This window comes from Thalassospira sp. A3_1, assembly GCF_017744215.1.
GTDB lineage: Bacteria > Pseudomonadota > Alphaproteobacteria > Rhodospirillales > Thalassospiraceae > Thalassospira > Thalassospira lucentensis_A.
Map to the genome: position 1 here is coordinate 600,982 of NZ_JAGHQQ010000002.1, position 15,599 is coordinate 616,580.

Here is a 15,599-nt window from a genome sequence, read left to right on the forward strand (position 1 = left end):
TGCTTGTTTTGCGGATCACTTCGGATCAGTCAATTCAAGAAAGGCTCTTGCACACAAACCGGGAGAAGGCTTGTGCGCGACAAACCTGTGCAGTTGTCTCCCGGGATTTTGGCCCGCCGTGTCACCGGTCTATGAAACGTTGACCGGCTTGCGCCTCTCGGACCAGCATTCCTTTCGGAACCGGAACCCTAGGCGCGCTGCACAATCAAACAGAAGCAATGTATATGCCAGTCACCTGAAATGTATCTTCGGATGACGGTAATGCTATGGAAATAAAGGATAATATTGGAGTTGGCGGCGCTGCCCCTCGTGCGAAATGCATATATGCACCGCACAATTTATGATTAAAAAATCACCACAAAAATAAAAATGTTTAAAATGTGTGCATTGTTCGTGTGTGTAATGTGTACTGGCATCGTGCATTGGCTTTTGGTAAAGAAACGCCAATATTGACGGGCATGCCCGCACTTCACCCTATGCAAAGACCGGAGAATTCAAGCGATGAGCGACGTCGCAGACGCGGCTATGCCGGATGGCGCAAGACCCGAAACCGGCGGTATCGCCAATCCGCCTGTCATCATCCTGATTGAACCGCAGCTTGGCGATAATATCGGCAAGGCGGCGCGAGCCATGCTTAATTGCGGATTGGTTGACCTGCGTCTGGTGCGGCCGCGTGATGGCTGGCCCAATGAACGGGCGACGGCCAATGCATCAGGGGCTGATATTGTCATCGACAATACCAAGGTGTTCGAGCGTGAAGAAGATGCGCTGGCGGATCTGAACCGGGTTTATGTGACGACCGCGCGGACGCGCGACGCGATCAAGCCGGTCTTTACCCCAAAGGGGCTGGCGCCTGAAATGCGCGCCAATGTCTCGCGCGGGGAAAAGGTCGGGGTGCTGTTCGGGCCGGAACGCACCGGTGTGCGCAACGAACATATTTCGATGGCCGATGCGGTTGTAACCGTACCGCTTAACCCCGGTTTCACGTCGCTTAATCTGGCGCAGGCGGTGTTGCTGATCGGGTATGAATGGTGGCAGGCCGGTGTTGATGTGCCCGACTACCAGATGATGATGAACGATACCTTTCCGGCCACCCGGGACGAGTTGGATCGTCTGTTCGAACATCTTGAGGCGGAACTGGACAATTCCGGCTTTTTCCGGGTGGAGGCAAAACGCCCGAATATGGCACGCAATATCCGCAATATTTTCAACCGCGCCAACCTGACCCATCAGGAAGTTCAGACACTTCGCGGCATGATCGTTGCTATGCGGGGCGGCAAATTCAAAGCGTGACGCTCGCGGACATGGCGGCAAGGCTGGTGTTTGGGTGATTCTTTTCGTTTGACTCTGCGGTCTTGATCTCTATATTGCGCCTCACTTCCGAGAAAGTGGGGCGAAACAGGTGTTTTCGTCCCCGTTCCTGTTTGGGGTAACCGAAACAGGAAACTATCGGGACAATAAAGTGATCTTAAAAAAGAGAGTTACAAAATGTCGAAACGTATTGCTGCAAAGCATAAGATTGACCGCCGCCTTGGCGTGAACCTTTGGGGCCGTGCAAAATCGCCGCTGAACAAGCGCGAATATGCACCGGGCATGCACGGCGCGACCCGCCGTAAAAAGCCGACCGATTACGGCACCCAGCTGTTCGCCAAACAGCAGCTTAAAGGCTACTACGGCTCCATCTCCGAAAAACAGTTCCTGCGTTACTACAAAGAAGCATCGCGTCGTCCGGGCGATACTTCCGAAACGCTGGTCGGTATTCTCGAGACCCGTCTTGATGCCGTTATCTACCGCATGAAATTCGTTCCGACCGTGTTCGCAGCGCGTCAGTTCGTTAACCACGGCCACATTCTTGTCAACGGCAAGAAAGTCACCATTCCTTCTTACCTTGTTAAAGAAGGCGACGTTGTTGAAGTCAAACAGGCTTCGCGCGAAATCCCGATGGTTATGGAAGCTGCCAACCTGAACGAACGCGACGTTCCGGAATATCTCGACGTTGACGCGAAGGCCTTCAAAGGCACCTTCGTTCGCGTTCCGAAATTCGCAGAAATTCCGTACCCGGTTCAGATGCAGCCGAACCTGGTCGTCGAATTCTACTCGCGTTAATCCTTTATCGGATTTCGCGAAGACGAACACAGAACGCCCGCTGGAAACAGTGGGCGTTTTGCTTTTTCAGCCTGTATGAAAAGCCCCGCACGGTTTTCCTGTGCGGGGCTTTTGATTTGTATCGCGTGCGAAGGCCTTAGGCTTCAGGGCTTTGGCTGGGCGATCTGTTCGGATGCCTGCTGTGCTGCTGCGGCAATCGCTTCTTTTTTCTGTTCCGGTGTAGCGTCGTCGGGCACATCGACCTTCACATTGCGGGATGCCATGTGGATGCCGTTTTCCTTGAACATCGCCAGAACGCTTTGATAGACGGTTTTGCGGATGGTGAATTGTTCACCGGGCTTGGAGGTATATTTAAGCCCGATCACCATGTTGAATTCTTCCATCCGACGGACGCCCTGCGATTTCAGCGGTTCGATAAAGCTGTCACCGATCAGCGGATCTTCCAGCAGTTCGGCAGACAGCTTTTTGACCAGTTTCTTGATCTTGTTGACGTCGGTTTCGAACGGTACGCGGAATTCAAGTTTGACGATCACCCAGTCGCGGCTGTGGTTGATGATCGATTTGATTTCGCCAAAGGGCACGGTTTGGAGGGGGCCACGGTGATGGCGCAGTTGCATTGACCGGATCGAGATATTTTCGACCCGCCCGCGCAGGTTATCGACCTCGATATATTCACCAAGCCGGAAGGCATCATCAAGCAGGAAGAAAACCCCGGCGACCACGTCACGTACCAGTGCCTGGCTGCCAAAGCCGATGGCAAGGCCAACAACCCCGGCACCGGCGATCAACGGGCCGATATCAACGCCGAGTGCTGACAATGTCACCATCACCACCATGATGACGATGACGGTAAGCGCGAAGTTTTTCAGAAGCGGTAGAAGGGTTTCAATCCGGGATAACCCGGTACCGCCACCTTCGCCGTCGCCATGTCCATCTCCAGCACCGCTTTGGCTCATGCGTTCGTCAAGGAATGCCTTGATCAGGGACCAGACGAGATCGGCAATCAGCAGGATCATAATGATCTCGGTCGAGGCATCAAGCGCACGCGCAATGATCCCGGCATCCTCGGCCAGCGCAAGGCGATCAAATCCCCAGATGCGCCAGAAGCTGGCAAGGACAAAGACGATGGCGAGTAACCGCACACCACGTTTCAGAACCGGGGTAAAGACCGGAAGGTCCGGCTGAACTGGTTTGAATTCTTCCTCGGCCTCCACCGCGGCGGCTTCGGCACGGGCATTGATCGCATCTGCTTCGGCTTCGGCCAGTCGGGCTTTTTTGCGATGCTGGCTTTCGATGATGTTGCGGAAAATCGCATCAAACAGGCAGGCAATGCCAATCGCCAGCAGGCACTTCATGAAGCGGTCTGCCGCCAGAATGGTCGTCGCGCCGAGTGCAATCAGATAGGCGCAGACAATGACGGGCCATAAACGGGCAAGCGATACGGGCAGGGCAATCTTTTCAACTGCGCCCGTGAGCTGGTGAGTGGCGAAATAACGTGCCAGCGAAACCGTTGCGAGGCAAAAGGCCAGGACACTGATCACGACCGCGATATCAAAAAGGATGATGTCGCCATGTACCATTGCCGGTGATTGCCGAAAAACCCCCGCCAGCGCAAAGGCAGATAACGAAACGCCACTTGCGATGGTGATGGTGCGCGTCAGTGTTGCTGCAGTCTGTGGGTCGACATTGATCATCCGAAGGCCTTCGGCCTGTGGCGCAAACAGGAATTGCAGCACGATCATGACGAGACGCAGGACAAAGAACGCGGCGAGCAGTGACAGGAGTGCTCCCTTCATCAGGGGGGGCCAGTCAAAGATCATGAAGGCACCGATCGAGCCGATGGCAAAGACCGTCAAAGACAGCAGCGACAGGACGGATAAAAGCGCCATTTGACGCAGCCGGTCGAAAAACCGGGTGGGGTGCTGTGCTTCAAGATAGCTGCAAAGCGGGGCCGCAGCGCGGCGATACAGGAATTCGACGATCAATCCGACACCGACAAAGATCACGGTAAACAGCGCAAGGCGCATCAGTCCCCTGCGGCCGATGTCCGATGCCAGGAAATCACCGGTTCGTGCCATTTCATCGGGAAAGGTTTCAAGACCGGTAAAGGTATCTGCGATCTGTTCGCGGGTTCGTGCAACCCCGGCATCAAGAAAGTCGTAATAGCTGAAGGTCGTTTCAGCCGTCTCGGACAAGGCATCATCGGACGGATCGGTTGTTTCCGTGGTCTGTACTTCGTTTTGGGCGGCGATTGTAGCCAAGGCAGCTTGTGCATGTGCCCTGTCTGCCATAGCCGACACAGTGCCCGCCACCAGCAGCCAGAGCCCGAGGCACATCAGGATTTTTGTTGTGATTTTCATAATGTCCCGCCCAACGTCCTGTTCGTAAAAACGAATTCCCATCTGGAAGATGGTACAGGCAAACAGGGCCTTCAAGGAATAGTTTTACGACGTCAGCCCATATGCACGCAGGGCTTGAGGTGATGGAAATCGCAGCAGGGCAATAAAAAACGCGCCGGGCATCCGCACGGCGCGTTTCATATCTTCGGCTGTCAGGCCGGATCGGGTCTGTGTCATCCGCCTTTTCAGGCAGCGACAGCAACGCCCTTGTCTTTTAGGTGCTGGGCCAGTTCGCCCGAGGCATACATTTCACGAACGATGTCGCAACCGCCAACGAATTCGCCTTTGACGTAAAGCTGCGGAATGGTCGGCCAGTTCGAGAAGTCCTTGATGCCCTGGCGGATTGCCGGGTCGACCAGAACGTTGATGTCCTTGAACGGCGCGCCGAGTTCGGCAAGGACCTGCACGACGGCGGCCGAGAAACCGCATTGCGGGAACATCGAGGTGCCCTTCATGAACAGAACGACGTCGTTATCGTTGATGTCTTTCTGGATGCGATCAAAAACCGGATTGTCGGTCATGTTGGTTGTCCTTGGCTGCAAAGGCGGCGATCTCTCTGCCGCGATATTTCAGGTTATGGTTTTATGGCCGAAGATATGGCTGGAAGGGGCGGTTCTGTCAACTCTTGCGGCGCAATTGCCGTGCGGTCCGCAGATTATCCCATGTAAAAATGCCAAGTCCTACCCAGACCAGCGCATAGGTTATCATATGTGCCTTGGTAAAGGTTTCGCCAAGCAGCAACACCGCGACGAAGAACTGGATCGTCGGGTTGAGATATTGCATCAGCCCAAGAGCGGAAAACTTCATGTTCCGGGCAGCAAAGGCAAACAGCACCAGCGGAATTGTCGTTACCGCGCCAAGCGATATCAGCAAAATATCATTGCCGATTCCCAGATTGCCGAAGGCCATATTGCCCGACATGCTGAGCCAAACCAGATAGCCAAATGCCATTGGGGATAGCAGCAGACATTCGATAAAAAGCCCGGCAATCGGGTCGGCCGGGACAAATTTGCGGATCACCCCGTAAAAGCCGAACAGCAAGGACAGGCTAAGCGCGATCCAGGGCAGGGAGCCGAAAAACACCAGAAGGTTCAGAACCCCGGCAAAGCAGACCAGTACGGAGACAATCTGTATGCGATTGAGTTTTTCGCCAAAGAAGATGCGGCCAAGGATCAGCATGATCAGCGGCATGATATAATAGCCAAGGCTGGCCTCAAGCGCATGCCCGATATGAACCGACCAGATATAAATTACCCAGTTCCCGGCAATCAGCAGGCTGCTTAGAAACAAAAGCCCCATGGTGCGCCTGGATGACAGCAGTTCCCACAACCGGGCGCGACGTTTCAGAACAAAAACCAGCGTTAATGTCAGGATCGCGGACCATAGAATGCGATGGGCGAGAATTTCAAACGGGCTCGCGAAATCGATGATTTTGAAATAGAAGCCCAGAAAGCCCCAGATGACAAAGGCACCAAGCCCGGCCAGTGGTCCGGCACCGATCAAAGCCGGTTTTTGGGATGATGTCATCGTTATTGAACCATGGTCATTTTGTGGGGCCAAATGGCATGTGCCGGTACTGGCAAAACAATTGTTAGTCGGCAGGGCCGACCGGAAGTCGCGGGAAGATCGGAATATCTGGGGCGCCGAAGGTCATCGGTGCCCGTCATGCTTCTGGCCGGATGCGATCAGGGGTGGCATTCGCAAGCGGTCATTCTCAGCCGGAATTCATTCCGGTGCAGATGTCTGCAGTGCAAGGGCGTGCAGTTCGCCGCCCATTTTGCCCTTGAGTGCGGAATAGATCATCTGGTGCTGCATCACGCGGGTTTTGCCGCGGAAGGACTCGGATACAACGATTGCAGCATAATGGTCGCCATCACCGCGCAGGTCCTCGATGCGGACCTGTGCATCGGGAAGGGCTTCCTTGATCATCGTTTCGATTTCGTGGGCTTCCATCGCCATGGCGTTAATTCCTTATAATTGGTCGGACACCCTTGCGCCCTGTTTTGCGCATCCATCCGGGTGCCCGGCGATATTTGTTAATTCTGGTATATGTTGTCCCTGTGGGGGCTGTCAATTTCTGCAAGCCGCGAAGTGCTTCACAAGGTCAAAGATGCGGCGATGCTTGTGTTTCGCGGCAGATTGCGCTAGGAAAATCGCGGTTGCTCACACCGGCCGTCCGCCGGGCATCTGCCCATGGTAAAGTGATGCAGACGGTTTTATCGGTTCCCCGTTTTCTTTGACGCCGGACCGGCAATGCGGACACCCGGCCTCCTGTCAGGAGACGAAAATGAGCCAAACTTCTCAAAACCTGTCCGCAAAACCGGAGCAGACATCAGCCGATTTCGCGAAAATTGGATCGGATGATTCCGCCGGTATGCTCAAGGCACAGGCAAAACGCCTGCGCAACGCACTTGCCAGCCGTAACCTGACGGTTTCCCACGCTGGCAGCCTTGAACTTCTGGCGCAAAGCCACGGTTTTCGTGACTGGAACACTGCGATTGCAATGACGCGCAAACGCGAACCGGTTCGTATCGCCGATCTTGGTATCGGCAAACGGTTTGCCGGGTCCTATCTGGGGCACGCGGTGTGCGGGCAAATTCGTGGTGTCACCAAAACCCCGGTCGGCGGTGTCTACCGGATAGAAGTCCATCTGGATCGACCGGTTGATGTCGTGTCGTCGGAGCGTTTTAGTGCCTTGCGACAACGCATTGCTTCGCGGATCAACGAGGATTGCGAACCCGTACTTGCCAATGGTACGCGCGGCCCCGGTCTTTCGGTTGATTTGCTGCTGTGACAGTGACTGAGCTTCTTGCGGACATAAATCCCGAAACCCTCCGGCAGCTTCCCAAGGTTGCCGGAGCCTATATTCTCCTGATTGAACTTTCTGCTGATCTGGCTTTACGGAACAAACGCTTCGCGGGAGCGATCCTGCGTCAGGGAACTTATTTTTATTGCGGTTCGGCCAACGGGCCGGGAGGCATTGCGGCTCGTGTCAAACGTCATTGCCGGTTGGATAAAAAGCCGCACTGGCATGTCGATGAATTGACCATCGGCATCGGGCGGGTGGTTGCGGCATTGGTGGTGCCCGGCGGATGCGAATGCGATTTGCGTATGGCATTGGCGGCTGTGAAGGGCATCAATGCGCCAATCGCGGGTTTTGGCAGTTCAGACTGCATAAGCTGTCCGGCGCATTTGCTGGTGGCGGAAAGCCATGCCGCCGGGGTGGCGGCAATGGTTGATGCCAGTAATGTATCGGCTTAGTCCTTTTGCGTGCCCGCCGTGCCGTCAATAAGGGGGCGGAAACCCGACGCAACAATCTTTGGGCCAATCTTGCACATCAGGGTATTGCGCAACCAGACAGCTGCCTTGCCACGGATTTTGGCAAAACCCATGCGTTGCAGGGATTGTTGCTGCACCCAATGTGCTTCGGGCAGGCGGGTCGATTGCCACTCGGCAAGGGCAGCTTTGATATCGGGTTGTGTGCGAAGGGCATCCGCCAGTGCCAGGCCATCCTTGATCGACTGGGTTGCCCCCTGTGCCATGGTCGGAAGCGTTCCATGTGCCGCATCCCCGATCAGGATCACACGGCCCGTAACCCATTCGGGCATGACCATTTGCTGAAGACGGCCTTCGTGAATGAAGGTGCCCGTGCCGATTGCGCCTAGCATCTCGCGCACCGGGCCCTCAAACCGGGCAAAATGCGCGGCAAGTTCGCCTGCCGGCAGGTTGCGTATTCTTTCGCCCGGGTCATAGGTGCTGGCATAAATGTAAAACCTGTTGTTCCCCACTGGCATCACCAGAATAACCTGCCCGTAACCAATAATGAATTTGGGCGCGGTCAGGCCAAACGGGTAATCCGTGATCCAGCGCCAGCAGATATAACCGGTTGGCTGCGGCATATGTTCTGCGCCAAAAGCCAGACGCCGAACGGCTGAATTGATGCCATCCGCACCGATCACAAGATCAAAGCTGCTGCTCGCGCCGTCGGTAAAACTTACCTGCGCTTGATCGGGTTCATCGTGAATGGCGGATACGGAAAGACCAAACCGGATGGTTGGTGTTGTCAGTTTGGTGCACAGGATTTCGTGAAAGTCGCTGCGCGTCAGGGCCTGAAATGTTGGCCAGCCGAGCTGTTCGGTTTCAAGCGCAAACAGTTTCCCGTCACGATGATCGAAATAATCCAGTCGCGGAAAGGCGCAGGATTTGGCCGCAACATCCTGATCAATGCCAAGTGCACGAAGGGCCGCCATCGCATTGCCCGGCAGGTGCAACCCCGCCCCGGCCGGTTTCCAGCCATCATGGGTTTCGACAATCGTAATGTCGTGTCCGTCGCCTTGCAGGGCAATGGCCGCAGACAAACCGGCGATACCGCCGCCGACAATCAGAATTTTCATTGTATGCCTGTGACTGGAATGGAGTGATGTCCGGATCAGCCGCCGGTCATGCTCATATGACGGCCGACTGCCGGTTTCTGACCTTTGCGGTCGATGACGAAATCATGCCCCTTGGGTTTAAGCAGCATGGCTTCGTCAAGCAGCCGGTCAAGGGCTTCGGCCTCGCCCGAACGCAGGGCTGCGCGCAGATCAACGTGGTCTTCCTGCCCAAGGCACATGTAAAGTGTGCCGGTGCAGGTCACGCGCACGCGGTTGCAGCCTTCGCAGAAATTATGGGTAAGCGGCGTGATGAAACCAAGACGCCCGCCGGTTTCCGCCACCGTGACATAGCGTGCCGGGCCGGGGGTGACATGGTTGCTGGGCACCAGAGTATATTCCTGTTCCAGCCGTTCACGAACAGCGGTCAGTGGCAGATACTGATCGGTGCGATCCCCGTCGATATCGCCAAGCGGCATGGTTTCAATCAGGCAAAGATCAAAGCCTTCCTTGCCGCACCAAGCGACAAGACGGGAAATTTCGTCTTCGTTAAAATTGCGAAGGGCGACCGTGTTGATCTTGATCTTGAGCCCGACCTGTTTGGCGGCTTCAAGCCCGCTTAACACCTGTTCAAGGCGGCCGCGGCGGGTGATTTCGGCGAATTTCTGATGATCAAGGCTATCAAGCGAGATGTTGAGCCGTTTGACACCAAGGCGCGCCAGATCATCGGCATAGGTGGCAAGCTGGCTGCCATTCGTCGTCATGGTCAGTTCGTCAAGCGCACCGGATTTAAGATGGCGCGACAAATCCCCGATCAGGTCCATGATGCCACGGCGCACCAGCGGTTCGCCACCGGTCAGGCGCAATTTGCGCACTCCGCGCGCGATGAAGGCCGAACAGAGCTGATCGAGTTCCTCAAGTGTCAGGACTTCGGATTTTGGCAGAAAGATCATGCTTTCGGCCATGCAATAAGTGCAGCGGAAGTCACAACGGTCCGTCACCGATACCCGAAGGTAGGATACGTGACGGCCATATTTGTCGATCAGCGGTCTGGTCATGGCAATGGCGCTTGTTTCTGTTTTGCGGGTCCGGAAACGCTATGTAGTGCGCAAGTTCGACTTTTGCACAGGGGGGATCGATTTGGCCACCCCGATTTGCGATGAAATCATCACCTTTCCGTCAGATAGGACAAAAAACCGCGGGGAATATCCACCGCGGTTTTTTTGGTTGTCGGGGAATGACCGGTTGCCTATTTCCAGTTATCGGCTTCGCGGATATGAAGGGCTGCGATATCGCGATCAAGGGCTGCCATGACATTGCGCAGGGTTTCGACATTCTCGCTGCCAAGCTTGGCCACCAGTTCGGCTGAACGCTCCGGCTTGGACAGGGCAGCGCGAACATCGCGAAACAGCGAGCGCAGCAGACGTGCACAGTGCTCTTCGGTAAAGACCCAGGCATGATCGCCATGCGGCAGATTGTCGTTAATAAGCTGGATCATCCACTGTTTACGGCGTTCGTAATCCTTGAAATGCAGCGCCATGCGCGCAAATACCAGATTAAGCCGGTTGGCGACTTGTGGTTCTTCTGCCAGATGATCCCAGTAATCAGTTGGATCACGAAGTTCGTCATCCTCGTCGGCATGCTGGTCGATGATGGTCTGGATTTCGCCGTCGATTTCCTGAAGCATATCCATGCCGACCATCATGCGGATGACCTTGAAGAAAGGCTGCAGGATTTCGCGTGACAGTGCGCCATGTTCAAGATCGCCTGCTTCGCGGCCTTCAAGCTGATGGGCAAAGCGACTGACCAGAAGGCGGCCCAGCGGATCGTGGCGCACAGCCGCATTCTGACGGGCCTTGACGGTATCGACATCGGTTTCAAGTGTCATCCATGCCGCATCAAACAGGTTGTCCTGTCCGCGCAGGGTTTCAAGCGCGCTTGAAATCTGATCAGTGCTAACGGTTCCACCGTGGGCTTTGGCTTGTTCCATGAGGCTGGCGGCAAATTGTTCGAGCACAGAGAATGCAGCGGTATAGTGACGCTGTTTGAAGCTGTCCCGCGGTGGTTTGACGATTGCAATCATTTCCCGTTCCGACCCTGTTATCATTGAAGCCAGTGCGCCCGGGGTGGCTTCGCCCGGTAGCCTGATGCATGCGACCTTGCGTATCAAATTTCGTTTAATACGCCGAAATGTTTAACATTTTCGTTTCAGCAAGTTCCATGCCATGCGCAAGCATGATGGTGAACCTATTCGTAACCGACCGCAGCCTCGACAATTTCAAGCACGACATGGCGCGGACGGATGATCTGGCGCCCGGCTTCTTCGAAATTCACCGCGATCCTGTCGCCGTCGACTGCCTGAATACGCCCGAGGCCCCAATCGGGTTGACCGGGATGGCGGACAATGGTGCCAGGGGTCAGCAGGAAATCCATGATCATGCTCTTTTGTCTGATGTTGGTATCTTCAATATAGTCAGGCAATACGCCGGGAACAAATGCTGTGCAATGATGGCAGTCACATATTTTGGAACCGGGTAAAATTTGCCGGTTTGCAAATGCGGCAAAAATCCGGGGGCTAAAGAAGGTTTTAACACATCTGGCTGCAATCTGGGCGGGGATTGCAGTTGCCCGGTCCGGTTCGTCCCGAATATCGCCGGAAGGTACTGTGCAAACCGCGCATTGCTTTGGGGAAGCGGTGCGGACCTGTTGAACAGAATTCTTGGAGATACCCGTTATATGGAACAGGACAGAGCAGTGGAACTGATCCTGATCGAGCTGATCAGCTCGCGCATTTGCCACGATCTTGTCGGGCCGGTGGGGGCTGTGAATGCCGGTGCAGAACTGATGGGGGAAGCTGGTGTTGCCGATGACGAGGCGCTTGCGCTGATGCGCAAAAGCGGGCTTGAGGCCGCGCGTCGTTTACAATTGTTCCGGCTGGCATTCGGTCGCGCGGGCAACAGTGTTGATACAAAATCGATGCGTGATGCGGTTGCCCAGAGTTTCGAGGCCGAAGGCAAGGTGACCTTGCAATGGGACGAGATTGGAATTGATCCAGCTCATGGACGGCTTGTGCTTAATATGGTGATGTTGGCCCGTGAAGCCCTGCCGTTTGGCGGGGATATCCGTGTGACGCGCGAATCCGAAGGCAGAATTACGGTTGATGCGGCGGGTAAACGGGCGGCATTCCGGCCGGATATCGAAAATGTCATGAAAAACGAAGTGTCGCCGGAAGAGCTTGATCCCCGGACCGTGCATGGCTTTTTCCTGCGAAATCTTGCGCATCGGACCGGTGGTGCGCTTTCGGTCTTGCAAGACGACGGAAATGTTGCATTGATCTATGATTAAAAAAAAGACCTGCGGGTCTGGTAATACCGTGTGCTAGGTTCTACGTAAGTAACGGATTGAACGTGTGTTTCGCGCACTGGTCGTAGGGATGGGCGTTCCTGTTCCGGCAGCGTCTGACTGTCGGAGATGTGGAGGGGGTATATGGACGATCTTTTAAGTGAATTCCTGACAGAGACTTCGGAAAGCCTGTCGACGCTTGACGTCGAACTGGTGAAACTGGAGCAAAATCCGAATGATCCGGATATTCTGTCGAATATTTTCCGCCTGGTGCACACCATTAAAGGGACTTGCGGGTTCCTTGGTTTGCCACGACTGGAAGCTGTTGCGCATGCCGGTGAAAACGTGCTCGGCAAAATTCGCGACGGTGAACTGGTCGTAACGCCGGATGCGGTGACGCTCGTTCTTGAGTCCATCGACACCATCAAATATCTGCTGAGCGAGCTTGAGCAGAACGAAACAGAACCGGACGGCAACGATGCCGATCTGATCGCGCGGCTTAACCATTTTGCCGATACCGGCACGATCATGGGAGGCAGAGCCGCACCGGCAGCAGCCGCCCCGGTCGAGGAAGCACCCGCCGAAGAAGTGCCGATGACTGACGACGAACGGTTACAGGCAATTTTCGATGCGACCGAAGTCGATCCCGATATTCAGGAACCGGAGCCAGAGCCCGAGAAACCCGCACCGGCGGCAGCCCCGCCAGCAGCGGCGAAGTCACAGGCCGTTGCACCGGCAAAGGCCGCAGCATCCGAGGGACCAAAAGCCGAAGCGCCACGTGGCGAGGCCAAGGAAAGTTCCGTTGCAGCCCAGACGATCCGCGTCAACGTTGAATTGCTTGAAAACCTGATGACACTGGTTTCCGAGCTTGTCCTGACCCGTAACCAGCTTCTGCAGATGGTTCGCGGCAAGGATGACAGTGAATTTACCGTTCCTTTGCAGCGTCTGTCGCACATCACCACCGACCTTCAGGAAGGTGTGATGAAGACCCGAATGCAGCCGATCGGCAATGCCTGGGCGAAGCTGCCGCGTATTGTTCGTGACCTCGCGCTCGAGATGAACAAGAAAATCGATCTGCAGATGATCGGTGCCGATACGGAACTTGACCGTCAGGTGCTTGAACTCATCAAGGATCCGCTGACCCACATGGTTCGCAACTCTGCCGACCACGGTCTGGAAGATATTCCGGGGCGCCGGGAAGCAGGCAAGCCGGAAACCGGTACTGTCACGCTGAACGCCTATCACGAAGGTGGTCACATCATCATCGAGATTTCCGATGATGGTCGCGGGCTTAATATCGAACGGATCAAGGCCAAGGCGATTGCCAACGGTCTCGCAAGCGAGAGCGATCTTGACGGTATGGCGGACTCGCAAATCCACCAGTTCATTTTCAAGGCCGGTTTCTCGACCGCCGAAAAGGTGACTTCGGTTTCCGGACGTGGCGTTGGCATGGACGTTGTCCGTACCAACATCGAAAAGATTGGTGGTACGGTCGAACTGAAATCGGTCGAAGGCCGCGGGTCGACCTTCATCATCAAGATTCCGCTGACCCTTGCCATCGTTTCGGCACTGATCGTTGAAAGTGGCGGCGAACGCTTTGCCATTCCGCAGATCAGCGTTCTGGAGCTGGTTCGTGCTTCAAGCAATTCCGATCATTCGATCGAACGTATTCACGATACGCCGGTCCTACGCTTGCGCAACCGTCTGCTGCCACTTGTCACTCTCAAGAAAATTCTTGGCCTTGATGATGGTGAAACGACGGTCGATGACGTGGATGAAGAAGCCTTCATCGTCGTCACGCAGGTGGGTACCTATTCTTTCGGTATCATCGTTGACCGCGTATTCGACACCGAGGAAATCGTGGTCAAGCCGGTTGCACCGATCCTGCGCGATCTGTCGCTGTTCTCGGGGAATACCATCCTTGGCGACGGCAGTGTGATCATGATCCTTGATCCGAACGGCATTGCTACCCGGACCGGCGAAATCACTGTTGGCGGTTCGCAGGGTGTCGAAAGCAAGGCGCGTTCTGATACCGGTGATCGCGAAACGACTTCCATGCTGGTCTTCCGGGCTGGCGGGTCCGAAATTCGTGCAGTGCCCCTTGCACTTGTCGCCCGTCTCGAGGAAATCGATGTCGAAAATATCGAATACTCGAACGGTCGCCCGCTGGTGCAGTATCGTGGCAAGCTGATGCCGCTGGTCTTTATCGATGGTTCCTATCAGATGAAGAGCGAAGGTCGTCAGCCGACCTTGGTATTCCAGGATCGCGAACGGACCATGGGGCTTGTGGTGGACGAGATCGTCGACATTGTCGATGACGTCCTGAACGTTGAACTGACAGCCGATCAGGATGGTCTGGTCGGTTCGGCGGTGATTGATGGCAAGGCAACCGATCTGATTGATGCCGGTTACTATCTGGAACTGGCGTTCTCGGACTGGTTCGGCCACGAGGATACTGGCGGCGAGAAGAAGCGTGTTCTTCTGATCGATGACAGCCCGTTCTTCCGCAACCTTCTTACGCCGATGTTGTCGGTGTCCGGTTTCCGTGTCATTGCGGTCGAGAATGCCGAACAGGCGCTTGATCTTAAAAATCGCGGGGAAATTTTTGACGCGATCATTAGTGACATCGAAATGCCGGGCATGAACGGCTTCGAATTTGCCGAAAGCCTGCAGAATGATGAACATTGGGGCGATACCCCGATCATCGCGCTGTCCTCGCACACCAGCGAGGAAGACTTCGAACGGGGTCGTCAGGTTGGCTTTAGCGACTATGTCGCGAAATTCGATCGAGATGCGCTGGTATCGACGCTGATCCAGACGCTGAGCGCAGTGTAAATCGGGGAAAAGTCCAATGAGCGATAAAAAGGCACTCGTCCCGAGCAAAGAGCAGAGCACGGCCCTTGACCTTGGAGGGGCAACGAAGGATTTCGTTACCGCCTATATCGGCAAGCAGTTGTTCGGTATTCCGGTTCTGACGGTTCAGGATGTTCTTGGTCCGCAGCGTATTACCCGCATTCCGCTTGCCCCGCCAGAAGTGGCAGGGTCGCTGAACCTGCGCGGTCGTATCGTGACGGCAATCGATGTTCGCAAACGTCTTGGTCTTCGTGAACGCGAAGATGATGTACCGGGCATGAGCATTGTGGTCGATCAGGGTGGCGAACTTTACAGCCTGATGGTCGATCAGGTTGGCGAGGTTCTGAGCGTTCCGCAAAAGGCATTCGAACAGAATCCGGCGACGCTTGATCCGCGCTGGCGTGAATTTTCCGATGGCATTTTCCGCCTCGACAAGAAGCTTCTTGTCATTCTGGACGTAACCCGTCTGCTTGATTTTACCGTTTCGGTAAAACAGGCGGGCTAGGTATGATAGTATGTGCCGGGTGCA

At 55.2% G+C, this 15,599-nt stretch carries 15 protein-coding genes and 1 riboswitch; of the genes, 7 read left to right on the forward strand and 8 right to left on the reverse strand.

Annotation, left to right across the window (positions count from 1 at the left end; translation table 11 throughout):
- Window positions 1-95: 95 nt before the first annotated feature.
- Window positions 96-203, reverse strand: a riboswitch (guanidine-I (ykkC/yxkD leader).
- A 298-nt stretch (window positions 204-501) separates the two neighbouring features.
- Window positions 502-1,293 carry an RNA methyltransferase gene (locus J7395_RS09805; protein WP_097051052.1) on the forward strand — a complete coding sequence of 264 codons (792 nt, stop codon included), beginning with the start codon at window positions 502-504 and terminating at the stop codon, window positions 1,291-1,293.
- Window positions 1,294-1,488: 195 nt separating this feature from the next.
- Entirely contained in the window at window positions 1,489-2,106 is a 618-nt protein-coding gene (gene rpsD / locus J7395_RS09810; RefSeq protein ID WP_062952936.1) for a 30S ribosomal protein S4, read from the forward strand.
- Window positions 2,107-2,249: 143 nt separating this feature from the next.
- Here rpsD and J7395_RS09815 read toward each other — a convergent pair whose 3' ends face one another.
- The 4 genes from J7395_RS09815 to J7395_RS09830 form a co-directional block, all read right to left on the reverse strand.
- On the reverse strand, window positions 2,250-4,466 hold the full coding sequence (locus J7395_RS09815; protein WP_209221345.1) for a mechanosensitive ion channel family protein: 2,217 nt from the start codon (window positions 4,464-4,466) through the stop codon (window positions 2,250-2,252).
- Between the two features lie 224 nt (window positions 4,467-4,690).
- On the reverse strand, window positions 4,691-5,026 hold the full coding sequence (gene grxD, locus J7395_RS09820) for a Grx4 family monothiol glutaredoxin (protein WP_007091305.1): 336 nt from the start codon (window positions 5,024-5,026) through the stop codon (window positions 4,691-4,693).
- A 97-nt stretch (window positions 5,027-5,123) separates the two neighbouring features.
- Entirely contained in the window at window positions 5,124-6,032 is a 909-nt protein-coding gene (rarD, locus tag J7395_RS09825) for an EamA family transporter RarD (protein WP_209221346.1), read from the reverse strand.
- 198 nt (window positions 6,033-6,230) lie between these two features.
- Entirely contained in the window at window positions 6,231-6,464 is a 234-nt protein-coding gene (locus J7395_RS09830) for a BolA family transcriptional regulator (RefSeq protein WP_062952934.1), read from the reverse strand.
- A 328-nt stretch (window positions 6,465-6,792) separates the two neighbouring features.
- Here J7395_RS09830 and J7395_RS09835 point away from each other — a divergent pair, with 328 nt between their 5' ends.
- Together J7395_RS09835 and J7395_RS09840 are read left to right on the forward strand one after the other, a co-directional pair.
- Window positions 6,793-7,299, forward strand: coding sequence for a glyoxalase superfamily protein (locus tag J7395_RS09835; RefSeq protein ID WP_209221347.1), 507 nt, complete (start codon window positions 6,793-6,795; stop codon window positions 7,297-7,299).
- Between the two features lie 2 nt (window positions 7,300-7,301).
- A complete protein-coding gene (locus J7395_RS09840) occupies window positions 7,302-7,766 on the forward strand; it encodes a GIY-YIG nuclease family protein (RefSeq protein ID WP_348541222.1) in 465 nt (154 codons plus the stop codon).
- Here the strand turns inward: J7395_RS09840 and J7395_RS09845 are convergent.
- From J7395_RS09845 to J7395_RS09860, 4 genes are all read right to left on the reverse strand, one after another.
- Window positions 7,763-8,899 carry an FAD-dependent monooxygenase gene (locus J7395_RS09845; RefSeq protein WP_209221349.1) on the reverse strand — a complete coding sequence of 379 codons (1,137 nt, stop codon included), beginning with the start codon at window positions 8,897-8,899 and terminating at the stop codon, window positions 7,763-7,765. The genes J7395_RS09840 and J7395_RS09845 overlap by 4 nt on opposite strands.
- Window positions 8,900-8,934: 35 nt before the next feature.
- Window positions 8,935-9,933, reverse strand: a complete 999-nt coding sequence (gene moaA, locus J7395_RS09850) for a GTP 3',8-cyclase MoaA (RefSeq protein WP_209221350.1) — start codon at window positions 9,931-9,933, stop codon at window positions 8,935-8,937.
- 191 nt (window positions 9,934-10,124) lie between these two features.
- Window positions 10,125-10,958 (reverse strand): hypothetical protein, encoded by an 834-nt coding sequence (locus J7395_RS09855; protein ID WP_097051047.1) that lies wholly within the window; start codon window positions 10,956-10,958, stop codon window positions 10,125-10,127.
- Between the two features lie 164 nt (window positions 10,959-11,122).
- On the reverse strand, window positions 11,123-11,308 hold the full coding sequence (locus J7395_RS09860; protein WP_007091313.1) for a DUF3553 domain-containing protein: 186 nt from the start codon (window positions 11,306-11,308) through the stop codon (window positions 11,123-11,125).
- Window positions 11,309-11,611: 303 nt separating this feature from the next.
- Between J7395_RS09860 and J7395_RS09865 the strand changes: the two genes are divergently transcribed.
- The 3 genes from J7395_RS09865 to J7395_RS09875 all read left to right on the forward strand — a co-directional run bounded on the left by J7395_RS09865 (window position 11,612) and on the right by J7395_RS09875 (window position 15,575).
- Window positions 11,612-12,220, forward strand: a complete 609-nt coding sequence (locus J7395_RS09865; protein ID WP_247742079.1) for a histidine phosphotransferase family protein — start codon at window positions 11,612-11,614, stop codon at window positions 12,218-12,220.
- Window positions 12,221-12,361: 141 nt separating this feature from the next.
- On the forward strand, window positions 12,362-15,052 hold the full coding sequence (locus J7395_RS09870) for a chemotaxis protein CheW (protein ID WP_209221351.1): 2,691 nt from the start codon (window positions 12,362-12,364) through the stop codon (window positions 15,050-15,052).
- 16 nt (window positions 15,053-15,068) lie between these two features.
- On the forward strand, window positions 15,069-15,575 hold the full coding sequence (locus J7395_RS09875) for a chemotaxis protein CheW (protein WP_007091316.1): 507 nt from the start codon (window positions 15,069-15,071) through the stop codon (window positions 15,573-15,575).
- Window positions 15,576-15,599: the final 24 nt, after the last annotated feature.

Excerpts from the sequence above, each read along its gene's own strand:
- rarD (WP_209221346.1), bottom strand. The coding sequence starts at position 6,032 with ATGACATCATCCCAAAAACCGGCTTTGATCGGTGCCGGACCACTGGCC.
- J7395_RS09875 (WP_007091316.1), top strand. The coding sequence starts at position 15,069 with ATGAGCGATAAAAAGGCACTCGTCCCGAGCAAAGAGCAGAGCACGGCC.
- J7395_RS09865 (WP_247742079.1), top strand. The coding sequence starts at position 11,612 with ATGGAACAGGACAGAGCAGTGGAACTGATCCTGATCGAGCTGATCAGC.
- J7395_RS09860 (WP_007091313.1), bottom strand. The coding sequence starts at position 11,308 with ATGGATTTCCTGCTGACCCCTGGCACCATTGTCCGCCATCCCGGTCAA.
- grxD (WP_007091305.1), bottom strand. The coding sequence starts at position 5,026 with ATGACCGACAATCCGGTTTTTGATCGCATCCAGAAAGACATCAACGAT.
- J7395_RS09855 (WP_097051047.1), bottom strand. The coding sequence starts at position 10,958 with ATGATTGCAATCGTCAAACCACCGCGGGACAGCTTCAAACAGCGTCAC.
- moaA (WP_209221350.1), bottom strand. The coding sequence starts at position 9,933 with ATGACCAGACCGCTGATCGACAAATATGGCCGTCACGTATCCTACCTT.
- J7395_RS09815 (WP_209221345.1), bottom strand. The coding sequence starts at position 4,466 with ATGAAAATCACAACAAAAATCCTGATGTGCCTCGGGCTCTGGCTGCTG.
- J7395_RS09830 (WP_062952934.1), bottom strand. The coding sequence starts at position 6,464 with ATGGCGATGGAAGCCCACGAAATCGAAACGATGATCAAGGAAGCCCTT.
- J7395_RS09845 (WP_209221349.1), bottom strand. The coding sequence starts at position 8,899 with ATGAAAATTCTGATTGTCGGCGGCGGTATCGCCGGTTTGTCTGCGGCC.
- J7395_RS09835 (WP_209221347.1), top strand. The coding sequence starts at position 6,793 with ATGAGCCAAACTTCTCAAAACCTGTCCGCAAAACCGGAGCAGACATCA.
- J7395_RS09870 (WP_209221351.1), top strand. The coding sequence starts at position 12,362 with ATGGACGATCTTTTAAGTGAATTCCTGACAGAGACTTCGGAAAGCCTG.
- J7395_RS09805 (WP_097051052.1), top strand. The coding sequence starts at position 502 with ATGAGCGACGTCGCAGACGCGGCTATGCCGGATGGCGCAAGACCCGAA.
- rpsD (WP_062952936.1), top strand. The coding sequence starts at position 1,489 with ATGTCGAAACGTATTGCTGCAAAGCATAAGATTGACCGCCGCCTTGGC.